The 22058-nt window shown below is 71.9% G+C and carries 20 protein-coding genes and 1 pseudogene; 9 read left to right on the top strand and 12 right to left on the bottom strand.

The annotated features are described in order from the left end of the window. Positions 1-83: 83 nt before the first annotated feature. A complete protein-coding gene (locus ABZT04_RS11025) occupies positions 84-1328 on the top strand; it encodes a glycosyltransferase (RefSeq protein ID WP_356055351.1) in 1245 nt (414 codons plus the stop codon). A 90-nt stretch (positions 1329-1418) separates the two neighbouring features. After that, positions 1419-3593 (top strand): RNA polymerase recycling motor ATPase HelR, encoded by a 2175-nt coding sequence (gene helR, locus ABZT04_RS11020; protein ID WP_356055349.1) that lies wholly within the window; start codon positions 1419-1421, stop codon positions 3591-3593. Between the two features lie 62 nt (positions 3594-3655). Here helR and ABZT04_RS11015 read toward each other — a convergent pair whose 3' ends face one another. The 4 genes from ABZT04_RS11015 to ABZT04_RS11000 form a co-directional block, all read right to left on the bottom strand. Continuing rightward, positions 3656-4399 (bottom strand): GntR family transcriptional regulator, encoded by a 744-nt coding sequence (locus ABZT04_RS11015; protein ID WP_356055347.1) that lies wholly within the window; start codon positions 4397-4399, stop codon positions 3656-3658. A 153-nt stretch (positions 4400-4552) separates the two neighbouring features. Further along, positions 4553-5719, bottom strand: a complete 1167-nt coding sequence (locus tag ABZT04_RS11010; RefSeq protein ID WP_356055345.1) for a serine hydrolase domain-containing protein — start codon at positions 5717-5719, stop codon at positions 4553-4555. A 98-nt stretch (positions 5720-5817) separates the two neighbouring features. After that, positions 5818-6222, bottom strand: coding sequence for a nuclear transport factor 2 family protein (locus ABZT04_RS11005; RefSeq protein ID WP_356055343.1), 405 nt, complete (start codon positions 6220-6222; stop codon positions 5818-5820). A gap of 10 nt (positions 6223-6232) precedes the next feature. After that, on the bottom strand, positions 6233-7201 hold the full coding sequence (locus ABZT04_RS11000) for an acetylxylan esterase (protein ID WP_356055341.1): 969 nt from the start codon (positions 7199-7201) through the stop codon (positions 6233-6235). A gap of 103 nt (positions 7202-7304) precedes the next feature. On the opposite strand from ABZT04_RS11000, the gene ABZT04_RS10995 reads away from it, so the two are divergent. Next, the gene (locus tag ABZT04_RS10995; RefSeq protein WP_356055339.1) at positions 7305-8663 is read left to right on the top strand and encodes an 8-oxoguanine deaminase; all 1359 of its coding nucleotides are present in this window, start codon (positions 7305-7307) and stop codon (positions 8661-8663) included. A gap of 456 nt (positions 8664-9119) precedes the next feature. Here ABZT04_RS10995 and ABZT04_RS10990 read toward each other — a convergent pair whose 3' ends face one another. The 3 genes from ABZT04_RS10990 to ABZT04_RS10980 form a co-directional block, all read right to left on the bottom strand. Beyond that, positions 9120-9779 (bottom strand): hypothetical protein, encoded by a 660-nt coding sequence (locus ABZT04_RS10990; RefSeq protein ID WP_356055337.1) that lies wholly within the window; start codon positions 9777-9779, stop codon positions 9120-9122. Positions 9780-9889: 110 nt separating this feature from the next. Then, entirely contained in the window at positions 9890-10645 is a 756-nt protein-coding gene (locus ABZT04_RS10985; protein WP_356055335.1) for a ferredoxin reductase, read from the bottom strand. Next, a complete protein-coding gene (locus ABZT04_RS10980) occupies positions 10638-11243 on the bottom strand; it encodes a sulfite oxidase-like oxidoreductase (RefSeq protein ID WP_356055333.1) in 606 nt (201 codons plus the stop codon). The genes ABZT04_RS10985 and ABZT04_RS10980 overlap by 8 nt, the downstream gene beginning before the upstream one ends. A gap of 226 nt (positions 11244-11469) precedes the next feature. On the opposite strand from ABZT04_RS10980, the gene ABZT04_RS10975 reads away from it, so the two are divergent. Beyond that, positions 11470-12396, top strand: coding sequence for an NADP-dependent oxidoreductase (locus ABZT04_RS10975; protein ID WP_356055331.1), 927 nt, complete (start codon positions 11470-11472; stop codon positions 12394-12396). Next, positions 12393-13115, top strand: a complete 723-nt coding sequence (locus tag ABZT04_RS10970) for a GNAT family N-acetyltransferase (RefSeq protein ID WP_356055329.1) — start codon at positions 12393-12395, stop codon at positions 13113-13115. Before ABZT04_RS10975 ends, ABZT04_RS10970 begins: the two co-directional genes overlap by 4 nt. 16 nt (positions 13116-13131) lie before the next feature. On the opposite strand, the gene ABZT04_RS10965 is transcribed toward ABZT04_RS10970, so the two are convergent. Then, complete coding sequence (locus ABZT04_RS10965) at positions 13132-13575, bottom strand: MarR family winged helix-turn-helix transcriptional regulator (protein WP_356055327.1); 444 nt, start codon at positions 13573-13575, stop codon at positions 13132-13134. Between the two features lie 245 nt (positions 13576-13820). Between ABZT04_RS10965 and ABZT04_RS10960 the strand changes: the two genes are divergently transcribed. Beyond that, positions 13821-14615: a putative protein N(5)-glutamine methyltransferase gene (locus tag ABZT04_RS10960; protein WP_356055325.1), complete on the top strand. Its 795-nt coding sequence runs from the start codon at positions 13821-13823 to the stop codon at positions 14613-14615. Here the strand turns inward: ABZT04_RS10960 and ABZT04_RS10955 are convergent. Then, on the bottom strand, positions 14605-15330 hold the full coding sequence (locus ABZT04_RS10955; protein WP_356055323.1) for a hypothetical protein: 726 nt from the start codon (positions 15328-15330) through the stop codon (positions 14605-14607). The genes ABZT04_RS10960 and ABZT04_RS10955 overlap by 11 nt on opposite strands. Before the next feature lie 196 nt (positions 15331-15526). Here ABZT04_RS10955 and ABZT04_RS10950 point away from each other — a divergent pair, with 196 nt between their 5' ends. Then, positions 15527-17542 carry an NADPH-dependent 2,4-dienoyl-CoA reductase gene (locus ABZT04_RS10950; RefSeq protein ID WP_356055321.1) on the top strand — a complete coding sequence of 672 codons (2016 nt, stop codon included), beginning with the start codon at positions 15527-15529 and terminating at the stop codon, positions 17540-17542. A gap of 22 nt (positions 17543-17564) precedes the next feature. Beyond that, positions 17565-18101: a PadR family transcriptional regulator gene (locus ABZT04_RS10945; protein WP_356055319.1), complete on the top strand. Its 537-nt coding sequence runs from the start codon at positions 17565-17567 to the stop codon at positions 18099-18101. 53 nt (positions 18102-18154) lie between these two features. Here ABZT04_RS10945 and ABZT04_RS10940 read toward each other — a convergent pair whose 3' ends face one another. The 3 genes and pseudogenes from ABZT04_RS10940 to ABZT04_RS10930 all read right to left on the bottom strand — a co-directional run bounded on the left by ABZT04_RS10940 (position 18155) and on the right by ABZT04_RS10930 (position 20900). Beyond that, complete coding sequence (locus ABZT04_RS10940) at positions 18155-18724, bottom strand: hypothetical protein (protein WP_356055317.1); 570 nt, start codon at positions 18722-18724, stop codon at positions 18155-18157. 186 nt (positions 18725-18910) lie between these two features. After that, positions 18911-19877: pseudogene (locus tag ABZT04_RS10935) on the bottom strand (LysR family transcriptional regulator). A gap of 21 nt (positions 19878-19898) precedes the next feature. After that, complete coding sequence (locus ABZT04_RS10930) at positions 19899-20900, bottom strand: fibronectin type III domain-containing protein (protein WP_356055315.1); 1002 nt, start codon at positions 20898-20900, stop codon at positions 19899-19901. Positions 20901-21326: 426 nt separating this feature from the next. Between ABZT04_RS10930 and ABZT04_RS10925 the strand changes: the two genes are divergently transcribed. Then, the gene (locus tag ABZT04_RS10925) at positions 21327-22049 is read left to right on the top strand and encodes a glycoside hydrolase family 75 protein (RefSeq protein ID WP_356055312.1); all 723 of its coding nucleotides are present in this window, start codon (positions 21327-21329) and stop codon (positions 22047-22049) included. Positions 22050-22058 lie beyond the last annotated feature (9 nt).

Below are 22058 nucleotides of genomic sequence, written 5' to 3'. Positions count from 1 at the left end.
ACCGGGGGGCTTGCGGCAAGGCCCCCGTTGTGTCGCAGAATGTCCGGCCTGAGGTCATGACCTGCGGAAACGGGAGTCGCGGAATGCGTGTGTTGTTGTCGACGTGGGGTTCACGCGGGGATGTCGAACCGCTCACGGGCCTTGCGTCGCGCCTGCTGGAACTCGGCGCGGAGGTACGGGTCTGCGCGCCGCCCGACGAGGAGTTCATCGAGCTGCTGGCCCGGATCGGGGTGCCGCTGGTGCCGCTCGGTCCTTCGGTGCGGTCGGTGGTCAATGCCGCGCGGCCGCCGAAGCCGGGGGCCGCGTTCCAGCTCGCGCCCGAGCTGGTCGCCGCCCGGTACGAGACGCTGATGGTGGCGGCCGAGGGCTGTGACGTGCTGCTGGCAACCGGCCTGATGCCGGCCGGCGCCCGCTCGGTGGCCGAGAAACTGGGCATCCGCTACGTCTTCGCCTGCTTCCACACGGTCGGCCTACCGTCGCTGCAGCGCCGTCCCCCGGCGCGGCCGGGCACGCCGTCCCCGCCGGAGGAGACCGACAACAAGGTGCTGTGGGAGCAGGACGCCGAGCGCGTGAACGCCCTGTACGGCGAGGCGGAGAACAGGCATCGGGCGGCGATCGGCCTGCCGCCGGTGGGCAACGTCCGGGACTACGTCTTCACCGACCGGCCGTGGCTCGCGGCGGAACCGGCCCTCGTCCCGTGGCAGGACCTGACGGATCTCGACGTCGTGACGACCGGACCGTGGATCCTCCCCGACGAGCGCCCGCTCCCGGACGACCTGGAGGCGTTCCTGAAGGCCGGCGAGCCGCCGGTGCACGTCGGCTTCGGCAGCATGGCCCTGAGCACCTCGCCGGACTTCGCCCGCACAGCCATCGAGGCGATCCGAGCGCAGGGCCGCCGCGTCCTGCTCGCCCGGGGCTGGGCGGACCTGACCCCGATCGACGACCGGGACGACTGCTTTGTCGTGGGAGAGGTCAACCATCAGGCGCTCTTCGGGCGCGTCGCCGCCGTCGTGCACCACGGCGGCGCGGGCACCACGCAGACCGCCTCCCTGGCCGGCGTGCCGCAGGTGGTCGTACCTCAGATCGTGGACCAGCCATACTGGGCCGCAGGGGTGGCCGAACTGGGCATCGGCGTGGCACACGACGGGCCGACACCGACCTACGACTCCCTGTCGGCCGCACTCACCACCGTCCTGGCGCCCGAAATGAGGGCCCGGGCGAAGGCGGTGGCCGGCACGCTCCGCACCGACGGGACGACGGTGGCCGCGAAGATGCTCCTCGACCCGACCGGCGGAGAGCGGCCGTCCGTGCCGTCCGTACCCGCGTGAACGAGCAGGAACACGAGAACCCGTACGCACTGGTCCACACGCCCTGCCGCCCGCACGGCCGTGAGCGGACCCCAGATCGGAATTGATGCCGTGAACCCCCTGACCACCAGCGCCTTCGACCTTCCCGACCGGCTCTCCGCCAAAGCCGACCCGACGCTGATCGCCGCCGACGAGCAGCACTTCGCGGCCATCGCGGAATGCCTCGACCAGTCGATCGCGGACCTGACCGAGCAGCTCGACGCCGAGCGCAGGGCGCCCGGAGGCATCGGCCGGGCGGCGATGGACCGGGACACGGAGATCCACCGGCTGACCACACGGCTGCGCACCCTACGTCGCTTCGGCCTGGACCTGTGTCTGGGCCACATGGTCGGCACCAACACAGCCGAGCCCGTGTACATCGGGCGGCTCGGTCTCACCGACAGCACGGGCCGCCGTCTGCTGCTCGACTGGCGCTCGCCCGCCGCCGAGCCGTTCTTCGGGGCCACCCACGCCAACCCGATGGGCCTGGCGAGCCGTCGCAGGTACCGCTGGACCCGCGGGCGGATCAGCGACTACTGGGACGAGGTGTTCACGGCGGACGGGTTCGTCGGCCACGCCGCCCTCGACGACCAGTCCGCCTTCATCGCCAGCCTCGGCGGCAACCGGTCGGGCCGCATGCGCGATGTGCTCGGCACCATCCAGGCCGACCAGGACGCCATCATCCGCGCGGGATCCCGGGGTGCGCTCGTCGTGGACGGCGGCCCGGGCACCGGCAAGACCGTCGTCGCCCTGCACCGCTCCGCCTACCTCCTCTACTCCGACCCGCGCCTCGGGCACCGCAGGGGCGGCGTGCTGTTCGTCGGTCCGCACCGGCCCTACCTGGACTACGTCGCCGATGTCCTCCCCAGCCTCGGCGAGGAGGGTGTACAGACCTGCATCCTGCGCGACCTCGTCACCGAGGGAGCCGCCGCAGCCGTGGAGGCCGACCCGGAGGTGGCCCGTCTCAAATCGTCCGTGGAGCTGGTGCGGGCGATCGAGCCGGCCGTGCGGTTCTACGAGGAGCCGCCCACCAAGGGCATGAATGTCACCACGCACTGGTCCGACATCTGGCTGAGCGCCGAGGACTGGTCCGTGGCGTTCGAGGCGGCCGAACCGGGCACCCCGCACAACGAGGGACGCGAGCAGGTCTGGCAGGAACTGCTCACCATCCTCGTCGACAAGCACGAGGACACCACCAACGCCCAGGACGGCGCGGTCACCCCCGCACTGCTCCGCAAGTCGCTGCGCCAGAACCGCGAACTGCTCACCGCCTTCAACCGCGCGTGGCCGCTGCTCGAAGCGGCCGACCTCGTCGGAGACCTGTGGACGGTACCGGCCTATCTGCGCAAGTGCGCCCCCTCGCTGAGCCGCGACGAGGTGCAGCGCTTGCAGCGCGCGGACGCCCAGGCCTGGACGGTGTCCGACCTGCCGCTGCTCGACGCGGCGCGCCAGCGACTCGGCGATCCGGAAGCGGCACGGCGCAAGCGCCGGCAGGAGGCCGCCGTCGCCGCCGAACACGCCCGCAGGACCGATGTCATCGACAGTCTGCTCCAGAACGTCGAGATCGACGAGAGCGAGGGCGCGATGGGCATGCTGCACGGGCAGGACCTGCGCGACGCCCTCATCGACGAGGCTGCCCAGCCCGGCATCGAACCCGACCTGCTCGCCGGTCCGTTCGCGCACATCGTCGTGGACGAGGCCCAGGAACTGACCGACGCTGAATGGCAGATGCTGCTCCAGCGCTGTCCGTCCCGCAGCTTCACCATCGTCGGTGACCGTGCCCAGGCCCGGCACGGATTCACCGAGTCGTGGCAGGAACGGCTGAAGCGTATTGGGCTCGACCGCATCAACCTGGCCTCCCTGACCGTGAATTACCGCACCCCGGAAGAGATCATGACGGAGGCCGAGCCGGTCATCCGCGCCGTGCTTCCGGACGCCAACGTGCCGACCTCCATCCGGAGCAGCGGTATCCCCGTCGTCCACGGCCCCGCCTCGGACCTGGAATCGGTCCTCGACACCTGGCTCGCCGCACACGACGACGGGATCGCCTGTGTCATCGGCGATCCGACGTTCCGGGCGACGCCCCGTGTCAGGTCGCTGACTCCCGAGCTGTCCAAGGGACTTGAGTTCGACCTGGTCGTCCTCGTCGACCCTGAGTCGTTCGGCGAGGGCATCGAGGGAGCGGTCGACCACTATGTCGCGATGACCCGGGCGACCCAGCAGCTCGTGGTCCTCACGAGCGTGTAACGCCGGTCGGCGCGCGGCGGGTTCGGCATCGAGCCCGCCGCGCACCACAGCCCGGGCCGGGTTCAGCCCGCCGAGGGCACCGTGAACTCGTAGATCAGGGCGTCCTGTTGGGCCTCCACGACCAGGTCGGTGATCTCCAGCGGACGGGCGTACTGGTCGTGCACGCGGCGGGTCACCCGCACCGAGGGCGCGTTCGCGACCTGGGTGATGGCGTCCCGGTGGTGCAGTGTCAGACCGGCTCGGCGCATCCAGTCGTAGGTGCGCCGGAGTTGGGCGGAGGCGGAGCCGTCGGCCCGGTCGCGGTAGCGGGCCAGCTCCTCCACCTCGGCCAGGGCCACCGCCGAGAAGGACGTGACGGCCGTACGCAGTCCGCTGCCGTCCGCCGCTGCGGACGCGTACCGGTGCACCAGCGTCGGGCGGTCCGGCGCGATGCCCAGGGCCTCGGCGTGCTCGGGCGGCGGAGTCTCCCAGGCCACCGAGGTGCGGTCGAAGCCGGTCGGGTCCGTGCTCCGGGCGCCGACCGGGAAGGTGAGGGACGAGGGCGTCTCCACCGGCAGGCCGGTCAGCGTGGCGTGGCTGCCGCGCCGGTCGGTGGCGACCAGACCGTCCCTGCGCAGCACCTCCAGCGCCTGCCGTACGGTCTCCCGGCTGACCCGGAAGTGCTCGGCCAACTGCCGTTCCCCGGGCAGGCGTTCACCTGGCGGGATGGTGCCGTCGTGGAGTTCGGCGAGGAGTCGGGTGGCCACCTTCCCGTAGAGGGGCTGGTCGTCGGCGGTCGGGTGGTCGTGGGGGGTGGTGCGGGCCATGCCGCGCCTCCTGTTGGTGACAAGACTGAGGGCAGAACGGTGACGAAACGTAGCCGTGCGGGCTCGTTGCGCGACCAGATCTAGCATTGGTCTAAACCACCAGGGAAGAGCGGCAGGGCAGTTAGGCCGAAACCGGCCCGCGCCGATCACTCCTCACAGGGCGCCGTACAGGGCGTCGATCAGCGCCATCTTCCGTGGGTCGTCGGCGATATGAGGCCCCATCCGGTTCATCACATAGCCCAGCGACACACCGGCGTCCGGGTCGGCCAGACCGCAGGAGCCGCCGAAGCCGTCGTGTCCGAAAGCCCTCGGGTCGGGACCGTACGAGCCGTTCGGGCCACTGAGCCACAGGCCCAGCGCGACCTCCGTCTCGTGCGCGAGGCCCGGCCCGAGTACCAGGTCGCGGCAGCTTCCCTGGCCCTCGCGCACCCGCTCGGCCGCCTCGGGGGAGAGGACACGGTGGCCGTCGTAGGAGCCCCGTCCGGCGAACACGCCGTAGAGCGCGGCGATCGCGCGTGCGGTGCCGTGGCCGTTCGCGGCCGGGATCTCCGCGGCGCGCCATTCGGGAGTGTTGGCCTCGGCCGCGCCCGCGAGCGGGTTGGTCAGCGCGGCGATGGCGGCGGGCGCCAACTGGCTGAAGATCGCGGCCTGTTCAGTGCTCGACACGGCCGGCGGATGCACCAGCTCGGCCGCCCGGTCGGCGTCCTTCTCCGGCAGCCCGATCGTGAAGTCGATCCCGAGCGGGCCGGTGACCTCCCGCTCCAGGAAGGCCCCCGGCAGCAACCCCGAGACGCGGCGCACCACTTCGCCCACGAGGAAGCCGTAGGTGAGCGCGTGGTACCCGGACCGCGTCCCGGGCTCCCACCAGGGCTCCATGGCTGCGAGTCGCCGAGTCGTCAACTCCCAGTCGTAGAGCTGCGCGAGGGAGTGCGGCTCGCGCAGTCCGGCCAGTCCGGCGCGGTGTGACAGCAGGTGTCGTACGAGCACGTTCTCCTTGCCGGCGGCGGCGAACTCCGGCCAGTACGCGGCCACCGGGGCATCGAGGTCGAGCAGGCCCCGGTCGGCGAGGATGTGGGCGCACAGGGCCACCGGGCCTTTGGTGGTGGACCAGACGTTGACCAGTGTGTCCCGCTCCCAGGGGCGGGTCCGGGCCGCGTCGGCCCAGCCGCCCCACAGGTCGACCACGGTCTCGCCGTCCAGTGTGACGGTCACTGCGGCGCCCAGTTCGTCCCGGTCCCGGAAGTTCTCCTCGAACGCCGTGCGGACCGCCGTGAAGCGCGGGTCGTAGTGGCCGTCGATGGCTGGCTGGTGCTCGGACATGGTGCCTCCGTGGTCCGCCCTGGGCCCGGACCGCGACGCTGCGACCCGGGCCCACTGAACATACCGACTGGTCGGACTGGGTGGAAGGTGTCGTACGTTCAGTCGAGGAACAGCGTGCCCGAGGGCTCCCGGTGACCCGGTTCCGTGTGCCAGTAGTCGCGGGTCTCCACGGCCAGCCCCGCCTCGTCGAAGCGCACGAAGACACAGCCGGCGAGCGTGGACGGCTCACCGCCCTCCTCGGACAGCACCCTGAACTCCGCTACCGCCACCCGGTGTTGGCCGACGACCGGCGCCGAGAACCGGACGTCGACCACTCGCTCCGCGGCGAACGACCAGCGCAGATACGCGGCCAACTCGGCCCGCCCACGGTGCGGTTCACGGAACGGCATCGAGCGGTGGACGCAGTCCTCGGCGTACAGCTCCAGCAGCGCCTCCACGTCGTGCGCCGCCCAGCCCCGCGCCCACACCCGCACAAACCGCTCGGCGGCCTCACCCGTGTCCATACGACACCCCTCAGACGTACGACCGCAGCCAGTCCAGCTTGGTCGCCTCCTGGTAAGGGCCGCCGCCCTCATGGTCGTTGAAGTCGTAGACCTCGATCTTCTTGTCGTCGTGCGCCCAGGCGTTGAACACGGCGAACACCGTGGAGGGCGGGCAGGTCTGATCCTCCAGGGCCGTCGAGAAGAGGGCGGGCGCGCGGCCCCGGGACGCGAAGTGGACGGCGTCGAAGTACGAGAGCGTCCGCAGGACGTCCTCGGCGCGGCCGCGATGGGTCTTGAGATAGCTGCCGATCTCGCGATACGGGTGGCGGTCCGTGAGGGTCGCGGCGCGCGGGTAGTCGCACAGGAACGGCACGTCCGGCGCGATCCCGGCCAGGTCGCCGAGCAGCCCGCCCACGGCGATCGTGATGCCGCCGCCCTGGCTCGCGCCGATCGCCACCGTGCGGGCCGGATCCACCAGCGGGTGCGAACGGGCCGCCTCGACGGCGCGCACCCCGTCCGTGAACACCCGGCGGTAGTAGTAGTTCTCGGGGGCGTCGATGCCCCGGGTCATGAAGCCGGGGTACGCGGGCGCGCCGCCCACCGGGTCCGGGGTGCCGCCGCCACCGCCCCACGCGCTGCCCTGCCCGCGCGTGTCCATGACGAAGTGGGCGCGGCCCGTCGACGCCCACAGCAGGTTCTCGTGCGGGAGACCCCGCCCTCCGCCGTAGCCGACGAACTCCACGACCAGCGGCAGCGGTTGGTCGGCACCGGCCGGCAACCGCAGCCAGCCCTTCACCGGGTGGCCGCCGAACCCGGCGAACGTCACGTCGTACACCTCGACCGTGGACAGTCCCGTGTCGACCGGTTCGAAGCGGGCGTCCAGATCGTGCTCGCGCGTCTCCTGGAGGGTCTTGGACCAGAAGGCGTCGAAGTCGTCGGGCTCGACGGACTCGCTGCGGTACGCGCGGAGTTCGTCGAGCGGAAGGTCGAACAGGGCCATTGATGACCGCCTTTGTGAAGTGTGAGTGCGGATGATCACACCGTACGTGTGACATCGGAGGACTCGCCAGGCTTTTGCGGTGCCCCGCGCCTACCATGGCCGCATGTCGTCTGCCGTGGATCTGCTGGTCAAGGACGCGGAACTGCTCGTCGTGGACGGTGAGCGGGAGATCCCCGGCGGCTGGGTGGCCGTCACGGGTGGTCGGGTCAGCGCCGTCGGCGCGGGAGGGACCGAACCCGAGGCCACCACGACCGTCTCCGCGGCCGGACGGCTCGTCACCCCCGGCCTGATCAACACGCACCACCACATCTACCAGAACCTCACCCGCTCCTACGCGCCCGCCGTCAACGGCACCCTCTTCGACTGGCTGACCACGCTCTACCCGTTGTGGGCGAGGCTCGACGAGGAGGCCGCATACGTATCGGCGTACGTCGGTATGGCGGAACTCCTCATGGGCGGCTGCACCACATCCTCCGACCACCTCTATGTGCACCCGCGCCCCTACCTGGTGGACGCGGAGATCCGCGCCGCCCGCGACATCGGCTTCCGCCTCCATGCGACGCGCGGTTCGATGACCCGCTCCGTCGAGGACGGGGGACTGCCGCCGAGGAGCGTCACCCAGACCACCGACGAGGTGCTCGCCGACAGCGAGCGGCTGATCAAGGCCCACCACGACCCGGAGCCGGGCGCCCTGATCCGGGTCGCGCTGGCACCCTGCTCGCCGTTCTCGGTCACCAAGGACGTCATGACGGCGACCGCGGAACTCGCCGAACGCCACGACGTACGGCTGCACACGCACCTCGCCGAGGACCGGGACGAGGACACCTACTGTCTGGAGACCTACGGCTGCCGGCCCGTCGAGTACTTCGAGGACACCGGGTGGATGAGCGACCGTACCTGGGTCGCGCACTGCATCTATCCGAACGACGACGAGCTGCGCCGGCTAGCGGAGGCGGGCGTCGGTGTGGCGCACTGCCCCAGCTCCAACATGTTGATCGGGGGCGGCACGGCCAGGGTCAAGGAGATGCGTGAACTCGGCCTGCCCGTCGGCATCGGCTGCGACGGCTCCGCCTCCACCGACCACGCCTCCTTGTGGATGGAGACCCGTGGCGCCCTGCTGCTCGGCCGCTACCGGGGCGGACCCGGCGCGATGACGGCACGCGACGCCCTCGACATCGCGACCCGAGGCTCGGCACGGTGCCTGGGCCGCGCCGACGAACTGGGACACCTGCGGCCCGGCGCGTGTGCCGACCTGGTCGTCTGGGACCTGCACGAGGTCGCGCTGGCCGGGGCACTCAGCGATCCCGTCGAGGCGTGGCTGCGCTGCGGTCCGGCGCGGGCGTGGACGACGGTGGTCGCCGGGCGGATCCTCGTCGAGCGGGGAGAGCCGATGCTCTCGGCGCTGGGGGATGTGCTGCGGGACCATGGACGGGTTGCTCGGGAGATGCAGCGGGTGCTTTGACGGGGGTGACGGGGGTGACGGGGTCGCGCACACGGTTTCGGGGGTGGGGCGTGATGGGGGCGGATCGGTGAGTTGGTGTTCGGGGCGGGGCGTGTGACGGACACGGATCGGCGTGGCGGTGTTCCAGGTGGGGGTGCGAAGGCGCCGATCGGTGTGGCGGTGTTCGCGGCAGGCCCGGGTCGGTGACGCGGTGTTCGCGGCGGCGGATGCACGGCCGTGGTGCCATCGGCCGGGGCGTGTGAGGGGCGCGGATCGGCGTGGCTTCCGGGTGGGGGTGTGAGCGGCGCGGATCGGCGTGGCGGCGTTGGCGGCCCCGTGGCAACCCGGGCCGGTGACGCGGGGTTCGCGGCGGCGGATGCACGGCCGTGGTGCCATCGGCCGGGGACTCCCGAGTGCGGTTCGTTCAAGTCCCCTGTGGTGGCGGGGTGTTGGGGCGCGAAAGTGAGCACCGGCGCTTCACGCCCGCCGCCGCGTCCACTCCGGCTCCGTGAGGGCCCAGTCCCGTTCCCACTCGGCCAACCGGTGTCGCAGCGCGACCCGTCGGGTCACCGCGGACACGAGGAGGGCGAGGGTGACCACACCGCCCGCCGTCCACACGCCGATCGTCAACGTGTGCTGCCAGACGGCCACTTCACCCGCGGGCGGGGCGACACCGTGCCCTTTGGTGTCGAGCCATACGTCCACCACGGCACCGCGCACCGTGCCCACCGGGACCTCGGCCGTGGTCGTGCGCGGCCCCTTGCCCGGGTCGGTCCAGCGCACTTCGACCGGGAAGGTCTGCGCGCGGGTGCCTTCCACCGACGTCAGCCCCGAGGGCGGGTTTCCGATCACCTGTGCGGGCACGCGATGGCGGTCGGCCCGCTGGGCCGCGGCGATGGTCCGGGCCTGGTCGTGGGCCCAGAGGCCCGCGCCGGCACCGGCCAGGGGCGCGATGACGAACAGCAGGACCGTGACGGCCAGTGCCGTCCACGCCTCCACGACGTCCGACCGGCGCCGCAGCGGATTGTTCCGCCGGCTTCCACCCCGTACCCGAGTCCGCATGTCGATCTCCTCGCCGTCACCGGAGCCGAGGAACCGGTGGGCCGGAAGCCCCGTGAGGCCGGTCCGCCGCCGCATCGACTCCGCGCACGCATGCGAGCGTCCACACAGAACTCGTACCCCGTCCGAGGCATTTCCCTCAACCGGAGCGAGCCTCAGTCGGGACCGCGTCTCACCGGGCTCACGTCTCAGCCGAAGCGTTCGATGCGGATGCGATCCACGGGCTGGCCCGCCTCGACCAGCAGCCGCGAGGCATGCTCGGCGAAACCGTTGGAGCCACACACATAGGCCTCCCACCCACCGGCAGGCTGCTCGGCCAGGAGCGGCGCCACATGTGCGGGGGCCATACGTCCCACTGGTACCCCCTCCGGCGCGCTGCGCGTGAACACGGCCGTGGTCTCGGCGCCGTACTCCCGCGCGTAGATCAATTCCTCGGGACTGCGCGCCGACACCACCAGCCGCAGCGGCACCGACAGGTTCCGCGCCCGGTGCTGCCGGAGCATCGACATCAGCGGTACGACCCCGGAGCCGGCGCCCAGCAGCAGCGCGGGCCGGTCGCCGGGCCAGGCGAAGAAGCCGCTCAGCGGACCGCGCACCTCGACCTCGTCACCGGGCTCGGCCACCGTGTGGAACCAGCCCGACACCTCGCCGCCCTCGACATGGTCCAGGGTCAGCTCCACATACCCGGAGTCGTCCGGGGGAGAGGCGATCGAGTAGTGGCGCTGCGCCACATAGCCGTCCTCGGCCCGCAGCCGCAGCATCAGATGCTGGCCGGGCAGATGGCCCGCCCAACTGGGCACCGCGAACCGGAACGTCGAGGCGTGCGGGGTCTCCCGGCGGATCTCGGTGAGCGTGGCGGTCTGCCACACGGAGGCGGTCTGGTCACTCACGGCAATACGCCCCGGCACCGCGAACCGGGTGGCGGGCGCGAAGGTCTCAGTCACCGGAGTACCGCTGTTCCTCCCAGGGGTTTCCCCGGGCGTGATAGCCGTTCTGCTCCCAGAAGCCCGCCTCGTCGTGGTCGAGGAGCCGCAGACCCGCGATCCACTTGGCGCTCTTCCAGAAGTACAGGTGCGGCACCAGCAGCCGGGCGGGCCCACCGTGCTCGGCGGACAGCGGCTCGCCGTCGTACTCCCACGCGATCCAGGCCCGCCCGCCGGTCAGATCGGAGAGCGGGAGGTTCGTGGTGTACCCGGTGTGCGAGTACGCGACCACATGTGTGGCGGACACATGGGGCCGGACCACATTGAAGAACGCGTCCAGCGATACGCCTCCGAACCGGACCCCGAACTTCGACCAGCTCGTCACACAGTGGATGTCGCCCTCGTAGGCGGACGTCGGCAGTTCGTGCGCCTGTGACCAGTTCCAGGTGTGCGGCTCGGCCACCAGTCCGTCGATGCGGAAGGTCCAGTCGGCCGGGGCCAGGTCGGGGGTGACCTCGGCGGACAGGACGGGCCAGTCGTCGCCCGCGTCGTACTGACCGGGCGGCAGGCCGGCGTCGGGGACGCGGGGGCGTCCGGTGAAACCTCGGGTGACGTGCATACGGGTGGAGCCTCCAGGCCGTCGCGGCGCGGGTCCGCCGGGTGGGCGCGATCAGTGGGTTCTCGCCTCAACGGTACGAGTCCACGAGATATGCCCAGGTCCGAGGGGCACCGACGATCATTGCGGCCGTATGAACTCTCACCGCTCCGGGGAATAGCCGACCGCTGGTCGACCTTGGGCTTCAGTGCGGCCTGAGAGGTGACGGCGAAGGAGAGTGAGGAAGCAGATGCCGAAGGCGTACGTCTTCACGCGTTACGGGGGACCCGAGACCGAGGCGCTCGTAGAGGTGGACCGGCCCCGTCCCGGTCCCGGTGAGATCCTCGTCGCGGTGCGCGCGGCCGGGGTGAACCCCGTCGACTGGAAGCTGCGCAACGGCTTCCGACGGCCCGGTGAGACGGACGCACCCGCCTTCCCCGAGGTCTTCGGCAACGAGGCCGCCGGGGTCGTGGCGGAACTCGGCGACGGAGTCGACGGATTCGCCGTCGGCGACGAGGTGTTCGGCAACACGGTGGCGGGCGGCTACGCCGAGTACGCCCTGCTGGCCGCGACGGTCACCGCGCACAAGCCCGCCGAACTGTCCTTCCGGGACGCGGCCACGCTGCCGGTCGCCGCGGCGACCGCGTACGACGGTGTCCGCCAGCTCGACCGGCCGGTCGGCGCGACGGTGCTGATCACCGGCGCGGGCGGCGGGGTCGGCTCTGCGGCGGTCCAGATCGCCCGCGCCTTCGGACTGCGCGCCGTGGGCGTGGCGAGCGAGGGCAAGAAGGACTTCGTGGAATCGCTGGGCGCGGTCCACGTCCCCTCCGGACCGGATCTGGCCGCGCGGGTACGGGCGGTCGCCCCGGACGGCATCGACGGCGTCTACGACCTCGTCGGCGGCGAGGTGCTCGCCGACGCCGCGACCCTGCTCACCGACCCCACGAAGCTGATCACCGCCGGAGCCCCCGCACCCGTGGTCGAGAAGCTCGGCGGCAGCCGCGTCGAGCGCGCCCGCAACACCACCGTCCTCGACGCCGTCGCCCAACTCGTGGTGGGCGGCCGACTGGACCCCCATGTGACCCAGACCTTCCCGCTCGACCAGGCGGGCGAGGCCCTGCGCACGGTCGAGGACGGCCACGCCCGCGGCAAGATCGTGATCGAGGTCGCCGTATGAGCCCCGTCGACAACCACGTCCTCGACAACCCCGCCCGGGCCGCTCTCACCGGCCCGCACGCGCACTTCGCCGAGCAGCGCGGGCGGGTCCTGCGCTACCCGGTCGACGTGACCCCATGGGTGGCGCTGCCCGACGAGCCCGACGCGGATGACTGGGCGGATGTGGCCGCGCTCTCCGGGCCCGGTAGCGAGATCCCGCTGCTCGGCTTCCGGGGCCGGGTCCCGGACGACTGGGAGGTCACCTTCCACCTGGACGGTGTGCAGATGGTCGACGAGGGGATGTCCGCCGCACCGGATCCGGAGGCGGTCCGTCTCGGCCCGGCCGACGTGCCCGAGATGCTCGACCTGGTGGAACGGACCAAGCCCGGCCCGTTTCTGCCCCGCACCGTCGAACTCGGCACCTACCTGGGCATCCGCCGAAACGGCGTGCTTGTCGCCATGGCCGGCGAACGGCTCCACCCGCCCGGCTGGACCGAGGTCAGCGCCGTCTGCACCGATCCCTCCGCCCGTGGCGAGGGTCTCGCCGGCCGCCTGATCCGTGCCGTGGCCCACGGCATCCGTGAACGCGGCGAGACACCCTTCCTGCACACCGGCGCGACCAACACCAACGCGATACGGCTGTACGAGTCCCTCGGCTTTCGCCTCCGACTCCGTACCGCGTTCCTCGCGGCGCGAGCGCCGGAGCACCTGACCCAGACACAGGCCGTCGGGGTGTCGTAGGACCGGATTTCCCCCTTCAGCCCTCTTCGGCAGGGTCCTCGCCCGACCACGCGTTATAGCGCTCCAGGTAACCGGCGAACCGCGCCAGGTCCTCCTCCGGCCAGCCCGCCAGCCGCTCCCGGAAGGCGGCCTGGCGGTTCTCGGTGACCTGGGCGAGGATCCGCCGGCCGGCGTCGGTGAGGTGCAGCACCTGGACGCGGTGGTCCTCGGGATCGAGGCGGCGCTCGACGAGACCGGCGCGCAGCAGGGCGGCGACCTGACGGCTGACCGTGGACTTGTCGAGGGCGTAGTGCGCGGCGAGGTCGGTGGCCCGGCAGCCGTCGCGCTCCTCCAGATGTCCGAGCAGGGTGTACGACACCAGGGACAGCTCGGGGTGCAGGCGCCCCGCCGAGGCGCGGGCGCGGCGGGCGAAGGTCGTCATCTCGTGCTGGATGGTCTCCACGGCCCGGTCCGCTCGCACCGGAACCTCCCTCGGTCTCCTGGTTGCACAGTACAACTCGATGGAGGGGGACGGCCTCTCGCGGCCCGGGATTCGGGTACTGTTTCCCATCGGTCGCGGACGGTCCCGGCCCCTCACACCTGGGAGGTGAGACCCATTACCGCTGTGTCAGGCCGGGTGCTCTCACCTCAGGACAGCTCGGATCACCGGTAGCAGGTGACCGCGAGAGCACCCTTCGGCAAGCTCCCGAAAGGCTCTCGGCTTTCATGCCCCCTCATTCCCCCACCTCCGTCGTCGCCGCGCTCCGCGCCGCGGGCTGTGTCTTCGCCGAGGACGAGGCGCGACTGATCCTCTCCGCCGCCCGCACCCCGGACGAACTCGCCGCCATGGTGGACCGCCGGGTGGACGGACTTCCCCTCGAACTCGTCGTCGGCTGGGCCGAGTTCCGCGGACTGCGCATCGCCGTGGAACCCGGTGTGTTCGTGCCCCGGCGCCGTACCGAGTTCCTCGTCGAACAGGCCCTCGCGCACGCCCCGGACGCCGCCGTCGTCGTGGACCTGTGCTGCGGTTCCGGCGCGGTCGGCGCCGCCCTGGCCGCCGCCCTCGGCCGGGTCGAACTGCACGCCGCCGACATCGACCCCGCCGCCACGCACTGCGCCCGCCGCAATGTCGCCGCCTTCGGCGGGCACGTCCACACGGGCGACCTGTTCGCCGCGCTGCCGGGCGAGTTGCGCGGCCGCGTCGACATCCTCGCGGCCAATGTGCCCTACGTCCCCACCGACGAGGTCCCGCTGCTGCCGGCCGAGGCCCGCGAGCACGAACCACTGGTCGCCCTCGACGGTGGCACGGACGGCCTCGACATACTCCGGCGCGTCGCCACCGGGGCGCCCGACTGGCTGGCCCCCGGTGGCTGCCTCCTCGTCGAGACGAGCGAGCGTCAACTGCCCTCAGCCGTCGAGGCGTTTACCAGCGCCGGGCTCCGGACACGTGTGGCCGAGGACGAGGAGTCGTACGCGAACGTCGTGATCGGTGTCAGGACGGACGGGCCGGTCAGGTCGTAGCACCGCTGCCGGACGGGCTGGGTGAAGGGCTCGGGCCGCGGTCCCAGGGGCCGTGGCCGCCGCCCGGGAACCCGCTCGGCCGGTCGCCCGGGTCCTTGCGGTCGAAGGTGCCCGTGAAGGCCCGGTCGGCGGTCCGGGTGCCGCTGTCGGAGCGGGTGCCGATCAGGGAGGCGGTGTCGCCCTTCTTGAGGGCGGCGGAGTCCTGGGCGGTGGCGCCGGAGCCCACGGTCCAGGTCCACGAGGTGCCGTCGTCGCTCCTGACGGTGACCTGGTCGCCGTCCACCTTCGTGACCGTGCCGCGCTGCCAGATCCGTACGACCCACTTGCCGGTGGCGTTGTCCTTCACCGTGGCCTCGCCGTGCACGGCCTTGCCGCCGACACCGAACCCGAACCACATACCGCCCCCGTGCCGGCCGCCGGGACCACCGGGTGAGGGCGATCCGGACGGGGACGCGGCGGCAGCGGGCACGGCGTCGCCGCCCGAACTCCCCGAGGTGGCCGCATAGGCGACGGTCCCGCCGAGCGCCAGCACACCCACGGTGGCCGCGGCGATCACCGCCCGGGAGCGCCTGGACCGCTGCCGCCACAGCCGGTCGAGACCGTGATCGCGCTCCGCGCCGCCGGGGCCCGTGAGCACCTCCATCTCGGGTGCGTGGTCGGGCATCGGCGGTATCGCGGAGTTGTCGCCGACTTCGTGTTCAGGATCGTGCGTCACGGCTCGCTCCCTAGGCTCCGCGCCCGGCATCCCACCGGCACGCCTACCTGTGATTCTCCGGGGCCGGCGATAAAGAACAGGTAATGGATCCCTGTGAATCCCGGGTCCGCGGGTTCACCCTCGATTGTGCAACTAGTTGCATAAACCGTGTCCCGTCCTCTACAACAGAGGCACGACACCGCGCACGGAGGGGCCCATGAGCCGTTACCCGCACCTGCTGAACCCGCTCGACCTGGGCTTCACCACGCTGCCCAACCGCGTCCTCATGGGCTCCATGCACGTGGGCCTGGAAGAGGCCGAGCGCGGTTTCGAGCGCATGGCGGAGTTCTACGCGGCACGCGCGCGTGGCGGTGTCGGCCTGATCGTCACCGGAGGCATCGCACCGAACGAGGCCGGCCGGCCCTACGAGGGCGGCGCCAAGCTGACCACCGACGCCGAGGCCGCGCAGCACACCGCCATCACCGCCGCCGTGCACCGCGAGGGCGGCCGGATCGCGATGCAGATCCTGCACTTCGGCCGCTATGCGTACCACCGGGACCTGGTCGCGCCGAGCCCCCTCCAGGCGCCGATCAGCCCCTTCCCGCCGCGCGCGCTCACCGACGCCGAGGTCGAGCAGACCATCGAGGACTACGCCCGCGCGGCCCGCCTCGCCCGGCAGGCCGGGTACGACGGGGTCGAGATCATGGGCTCCGAGGGCTACCTCATCAACGAGTTCATCGCCGCGCAGACCAACCACCGCGACGACCGCTGGGGCGGCTCCTACGAGAACCGGATGCGCTTCCCCGTCGAGATCGTGCGCCGGGTGCGCGAGGCGGTCGGCGAGGACTTCATCATCGTCTACCGGCTGTCGATGCTGGACCTCGTCCCGGGCGGCTCCACCCTCGGGGAAGTCATCAGTCTCGCCAAGGCAGTTGAGGCCGCCGGGGCGACCATCATCAACACCGGCATCGGCTGGCACGAGGCCCGCATCCCGACCATCGCGACCTCGGTGCCGCGCGGGGCGTACACCTGGGTCACCAAGAAACTGATGGGCGCGGTCTCGGTCCCGCTCGTCACCACCAACCGCATCAACACCCCCGAACTGGCGGAGCAGTTGCTCGCCGACGGGCACGCCGACATGGTCTCGATGGCCCGCCCGATGCTCGCCGACCCCGACTTCGTCGCCAAGGCCGCGGCCGACCGCTCCGACGCCATCAACACCTGCATCGGCTGCAACCAGGCCTGCCTCGACCACACCTTCAGCGGCAAGATCACCTCCTGCCTGGTCAACCCGCGCGCCTGCCACGAGACCGAACTCGTCCTCGCCCCCACGCGGTTGACCAAACGCGTTGCGGTCGTCGGCGCGGGCCCGGCCGGACTCGCCTGCGCGGTGAGCGCGGCCGAACGCGGCCACCAGGTCACCCTGTATGACGCGGCCGCCGAGATCGGCGGACAGCTCAATGTCGCCCGACAGGTCCCCGGCAAGCAGGAGTTCGACGAGACGCTGCGCTACTTCCGCACCCGGCTCGCCGAGCACGAGGTGGACGTACGCCTCAACACCCCTGTGACGGCAGGCGACTTGGGCGACTACGACGAGGTGGTCGTCGCCACCGGCGTCACCCCGCGCACCCCCGACATCCCCGGCGTCGACCACCCCAGCGTCGTCGGCTACCTCGACGTCCTGCGCGACCGCGTCCCCGTCGGCGACCGCGTCGCGATCCTCGGCGCGGGCGGCATCGGCTTCGACGTCGCCGAGTTCCTCACCGACGGCGGCGACAAGGCGAGCGAGGACCCGGCGGCGTACTTCCGCGCCTGGGGCGTCGACATGGACTACGCGGCCCCCGGCGGCCTCGCCGCACCCGAGCGCCCCGCCACGCCCCGCAGCGTCCACCTCCTCCAGCGGAAGGCGACCAAGGTCGGCGCCGGACTCGGCAAGACCACCGGCTGGATCCACCGCACCGAACTCAAGCACCGGGGCGTCACCATGGTCCCGGGCGTCCAGTACGACCTGATCGACGACGCCGGACTGCACGTCACCGTCGACGGCGCGAGCACCGTCCTGGAGGTCGACACGGTCGTCCTGTGTACAGGCCAGGACCCGCGCCGCGACCTGTACGACGAGTTGACCGCCGCCGGGCGTAGCGTGCACCTGATCGGCGGTGCCGACGTGGCCGCCGAACTGGACGCCAAACGGGCGATCAAGCAGGGCACCGAGGTCGCGGCCGCCCTCTGACGGCCGTCCCTAGGATGACTCCATGTCACTCCCGCACGCGATCCTCACCGCCCTTCTGGAGAAGCCGTCCTCGGGTCTGGAACTGACCCGGCGCTTCGACCGGTCGATCGGTTACTTCTGGTCTGCGACGCACCAGCAGATCTATCGCGAGCTGGGAAAACTGGAGGCCGAGGGCCAGATCCGGGCCCTCGCGTCCGAGCAGCCGGCCCGCGGCCAGAAGAAGAGCTACGAGGTCCTCCCCGCGGGCCGAGCCGAACTGGCCCGCTGGACGGCCTCCGCCCAGGACCCTAAGCCGCTGCGCGACACGATGCTGCTGCGGCTGCGTGCGGCCGCGGTAGTCGGCACCGACGGCGTCGAGGCCGACCTGCGCCGTCATCTCGACCTGCATCAGCGGCAGTTGGCCGAGTACGAGGAGATCGAGAAGCGCGACTTCCCGCCCGACCGGGACAGCCCCCAGGACCGGCTCCGGCATCTCGTGCTGCGCGCGGGCATCGACCTGGAGACCTTCTGGACGCAGTGGCTCACGCACGCGATCGAGGAGTTCGCCGAGTTGCCGTAGGACATGTGTGAGGGGCCGCCCGATCACGGGCGGCCCCTCAGAGGTGTGCACGGTCAGAGGCGGTACGGCTTCGAGCGGCGGCGCAGGAACCAGGCCGCCGCGATGGCACCGGCACCCACCAGAGCACCGCCGATCCCCAGGGTGAGCGGGCCGTAGTCCTTGGTGGCTCCGCCGAGTCCGCCCATGACACCGCGCGAGGGCGAGGCCGTGGCGGTGGCGGTGGCTCTGGGTGTCGCGGATGGTCTGGGGGTCGCGGAGGCGGAGACGATCACGGTCTGGGTGCCCGCGGGTGAGGTGGAGTTCTGGCACATGACGATGACGGTGTAGGTGCCAGGAGTGACGCTGGTCCAGGCGGTGGACTGGCTGACGGTCGTCCCCGACAGGGTCGCCTTCCGGCCCTCGGCGAAGCTCGCCTGACTGCTGGTGAGCAGCGAGCCGGTGCCCCAGACGCCGGTGGTGCGGTTCTGGGAGCACGCACTGGTCGTGACCGAGACCGTGGTCCCCGTGGTGGTCACGGAGATCCCCGAGGCCGCGTCGGCGGGGACGGCGGTCAGGGCGAGCGGCAGAGCGGCGGCCACCGTCACGGTCAGGCCGGAGCGGAGGAGTAGCTGACAAGTGCGCATGGGACTGCCCTCCGGCGGCACGGTTGGCGGAACATCCTTGCGCCGCCGGGGTCGGGAAACGGCCGTGCTGCCTCCAAGGAAGCCAACGCGCCACCGGCCCGTCCCGCATGCGGACGGCGACCGGGCAGGTGACGGATTCCTTCGTCCGGCTCAGGGGCGACGCGCCGGCGGGGTCGCGGGCCGGACTCACCAGGTCGGCGCCGCCCGCAGCAGCCGCTCCCGTACGAGCGTGACGTGCGGGTTGTCCGGCGCGCCGGGACGCCGGGTGAGATATGTGGTGTTGATCGGCGGGTCCTCGGGCACCAGCAGCGGCACCAGCGCGCCGGACGCCAGTTCGTCCAGGCACAGATAGCGGGGGAGCACGGTGATCCCGGCACCGGCCACGACCGCCGCCAGCACCCCGCGTAGATCGGGCACGGTGTTCGCGGCCTGTCCGCCGAGCCGGCTACCGAAGACGTGCCGCCAGTAGCGCCGGGCGATCGGCAGATCCTCCGCGTACGACACCAGGGGCACCCCGTGCAGGGCGGCGGGCCCCTAGGGCCTGTCTGACCATTCCCGTCTGCCTCGCGGCGCCGCGCGGCCGCCCTCCGGGCGACGACGGGAATGGTCAGACAGGCCATGGGCCGCGACCCGCCGGCTCCCGATGCGCTCCACCCACGCGGGCGAGGCGACCAGCGCGAACTCCTCGTCCGCCAACGGCTCCCAGGTCAGCGTCCGCCCGCGCGGCCGAGCGGTGGCGATCACCAGGTCGAAGCGGCCGGCCCGCAGCCCGTCGAGGAGGTCGTCCGTCCCCCCGGGCCGACCCGCAGCCGTACGCCCTCCTCGGTCAGCGGTGCCAGCGCGGGCAGCACCCGGGTGCACCGCAGCTCGGCCGGGCCCGCCACCACCGCGGCCAGCGCGTCCAAGGGGGCCGCGACCTGCGCGGTCAACTGGTCCGCCACCGAGGTCGGCACGACACCGCGCGAGCGCCGCTCGAACAGCTCCCGTCCCAACTGCTCCTCCAGCGAACGGATTTGAGTCGTCACCGTCGGCTGCGACAACCCGAGCAGCCGCCCCGCCGCGGTGAACGAACCGGCCCGGCGCACGCGCCGAGAAACGTGCGGAGGAGCGAGAGATCGAGCGGCGCACCGTCATGGGAATCCCGATGGATCATGACGCTCCCCCTAGGGATTGCCTATGGCTGCCGAGTCGCGGTCCCGCCCGTCGTCACGGTCCGCTCCGCCGAGAATCCGCCCCAGGTGCCGTCCGGCAGCCGTGCTCTGAGCCGTACCCGATGGCTGACCCCGGCCTTCCCGCCCGCGTAGAAGCTGTACGTCGCCCGGTCGCGCGGCGCGCTCCCGCCCCAGACCAGTGAGGTGGCCGCCTGTCCGTCGAGGTGGATCTGGTACTCCGTGACCACCCCGTCCGTGCGCGGCGGCACCCAGGACAGGTCGATGTAGTACGCCCCGTCGCCGCCCCGGTGAGTGGCCGCGCGGAAGTCCGTGGGCGCGGTGCCCTGTCCGTCGTCGCTGCCCGGCGCGGTGGTCAGCGGGACCGCCGTGCTCGCCGGCGAGAGGTTGTCGGCGGCGTCCCGCGCCCGCACGATGAACGAGTAGCGCGTACTGGGCCGCAGCCCCATGACCACGGTGGCCGTCTGTGCGCCGCCCACACTGTGGATCTTCGTCCCGCCCTGGTAGATGTCGTACGACACCACGCTGCGGTCGTCCGTCGAGGCGCCCCAGGACAACTGGACCGCCCGGCTGCCGATGGCCCGGCCCTGCGGCGCGCGCGGGCGGGTGGGCGCCGAGTGGTCAGCCGCGACGGCGACGGGTGTCCGGGCCCTGACCTCACGACTGCGCGGCCCCAGGCGGCCGTCGGTGTCCCGGGCCCGCACGGTGAAGGCATACATGGTTGCGGGCCGGAGCCTGGTGACATCCACCATGTGCTCGGAACCCGGCACTTCCTTCACCTTCGTGGTGCCCCGATATATCTCGTACGAGCCGACGCGTGGGTCCGCCGTCACCGCGTCCCACATGACGTGCACGCTGGTTGCGCTCCCCGCCGCCGCGGTGACCCCGGCCGGGGCGCCGGGCGCGCGGCCGTCTCCGTCGTCGCCGGTGCCGCAGGAGGTGAGCAGCAGGAGGGCGGCGCAGACCAGAACGGTGCGAGCGGGAGCGAGGGCGCCGACGCGTCGCACGATTCTGCCTCCCCGGCATTGCACGGGCATCACACGACGGAAAAGGTCCGGACCAATATGGCGCGAGTGGGGCGGCCGTATCAAGAGGGGCGTCGGTGCCGTCCGCTCACGAGGGTTACGTATGCTGAAGCCCTCACGGCTGAACTCACCCCTGAGAGTGGGTAGTTCATGCCGGTGGCGCGGACCGCTGTCGTCGCTGAGCCCGCGCCGGCGCGGGCGGCCGGGCGGCCGGAGCCGACACGGGCTCGGGCGCCCGGCCCCCGTCGGAAGTGATGCGGGCTCAGGGATTCGGTCTCTGTCGGGAGTTCCGGGTGGGCGCTGTCGTTCCGGGTGTGCACCGTCCGGCCCCTCAGCGGTGGCCGCGTGAGCGGACCGGTACCAGGGTGGGCTGAGTGTCCGTCAGATCCCCAGGAGAGGGTCCCCATCGTGCGTGTCCAGTCGCTGACGCTGGCCGCGGCCGGCGCCGCTCTGATCGCCCCGATCGTGCTTCCCGCCGCACCCGTCGCGTTCGTCCGTCCCCAGGCGGGGACGGTGGCGCTGCGCGAGGGGGATGTCGCGGCGGCCGACCTGCTGGCCAGGGTGCGCGACTGCGCTCCCGTCTCGCGAGGCCGGTACCGCAGTGACGACGGGGAACCCGCGACGATCCCGGTCTGCGGCACCAAGGAAGCCGTCTACTGGAAGGCCGACCTGGACATCGACTGTGACGGACAGGCCGGCACCCTCTGCAACGCGCGCACCGACCCGCTCTTCTCGTCCATGACGGCCTACCAGCAGTCCGACGGCCGCTATCTGAACGCCGAGCGGCTCCCCTACATCGTGGTTCCGGCCGCGAGCGCCCTCTGGAACTACCGGGACCACCGCATCGACGGTGGCTCGGTCGCCGCCGTCGTCTACCGGGACCGGGTGCAGTACGCCGTCGTAGGAGACGTCGGTCCGCACGACATCATCGGCGAGGCGTCGTACGCGACGGCCAAGGGCCTCGGTATCCGTGCCGATCCGCGCGGCGGGGGCACGGACACCGGAGTCACCTACATCGTGTTCAAGGACGCCCGGGTCAAGCCCATCGAGGACCACGCGGCCGCCGTGGCGACGGGGCAGCGGCTGGCGCGGCTGTTCGTGCGGGGCGGGGTCGGGCGGCCGGTGCCGTAGGGCCGCGCC

The organism is Streptomyces sp. NPDC005492 (genome assembly GCF_040605995.1).
Classification (GTDB): Bacteria; Actinomycetota; Actinomycetes; order Streptomycetales; family Streptomycetaceae; genus Streptomyces.
This window is presented reverse-complemented; position numbering and strand designations above follow the sequence as displayed.

Bases quoted from the DNA above. Each gene is read 5' to 3' on its own strand.
- ABZT04_RS10990 (WP_356055337.1), bottom strand. From the start codon at position 9,779: ATGCGGCGGCGGACCGGCCTCACGGGGCTTCCGGCCCACCGGTTCCTC.
- ABZT04_RS10970 (WP_356055329.1), top strand. From the start codon at position 12,393: ATGAGCCCCGTCGACAACCACGTCCTCGACAACCCCGCCCGGGCCGCT.
- ABZT04_RS11025 (WP_356055351.1), top strand. From the start codon at position 84: ATGCGTGTGTTGTTGTCGACGTGGGGTTCACGCGGGGATGTCGAACCG.
- ABZT04_RS10975 (WP_356055331.1), top strand. From the start codon at position 11,470: ATGCCGAAGGCGTACGTCTTCACGCGTTACGGGGGACCCGAGACCGAG.
- ABZT04_RS10960 (WP_356055325.1), top strand. From the start codon at position 13,821: ATGCCCCCTCATTCCCCCACCTCCGTCGTCGCCGCGCTCCGCGCCGCG.
- ABZT04_RS10940 (WP_356055317.1), bottom strand. From the start codon at position 18,724: ATGCGCACTTGTCAGCTACTCCTCCGCTCCGGCCTGACCGTGACGGTG.
- ABZT04_RS11000 (WP_356055341.1), bottom strand. From the start codon at position 7,201: ATGGCCCTGTTCGACCTTCCGCTCGACGAACTCCGCGCGTACCGCAGC.
- ABZT04_RS11015 (WP_356055347.1), bottom strand. From the start codon at position 4,399: ATGGCCCGCACCACCCCCCACGACCACCCGACCGCCGACGACCAGCCC.
- ABZT04_RS10980 (WP_356055333.1), bottom strand. From the start codon at position 11,243: ATGCACGTCACCCGAGGTTTCACCGGACGCCCCCGCGTCCCCGACGCC.
- ABZT04_RS11005 (WP_356055343.1), bottom strand. From the start codon at position 6,222: ATGGACACGGGTGAGGCCGCCGAGCGGTTTGTGCGGGTGTGGGCGCGG.
- ABZT04_RS10950 (WP_356055321.1), top strand. From the start codon at position 15,527: ATGAGCCGTTACCCGCACCTGCTGAACCCGCTCGACCTGGGCTTCACC.
- ABZT04_RS10945 (WP_356055319.1), top strand. From the start codon at position 17,565: ATGTCACTCCCGCACGCGATCCTCACCGCCCTTCTGGAGAAGCCGTCC.
- ABZT04_RS11010 (WP_356055345.1), bottom strand. From the start codon at position 5,719: ATGTCCGAGCACCAGCCAGCCATCGACGGCCACTACGACCCGCGCTTC.
- ABZT04_RS10995 (WP_356055339.1), top strand. From the start codon at position 7,305: ATGTCGTCTGCCGTGGATCTGCTGGTCAAGGACGCGGAACTGCTCGTC.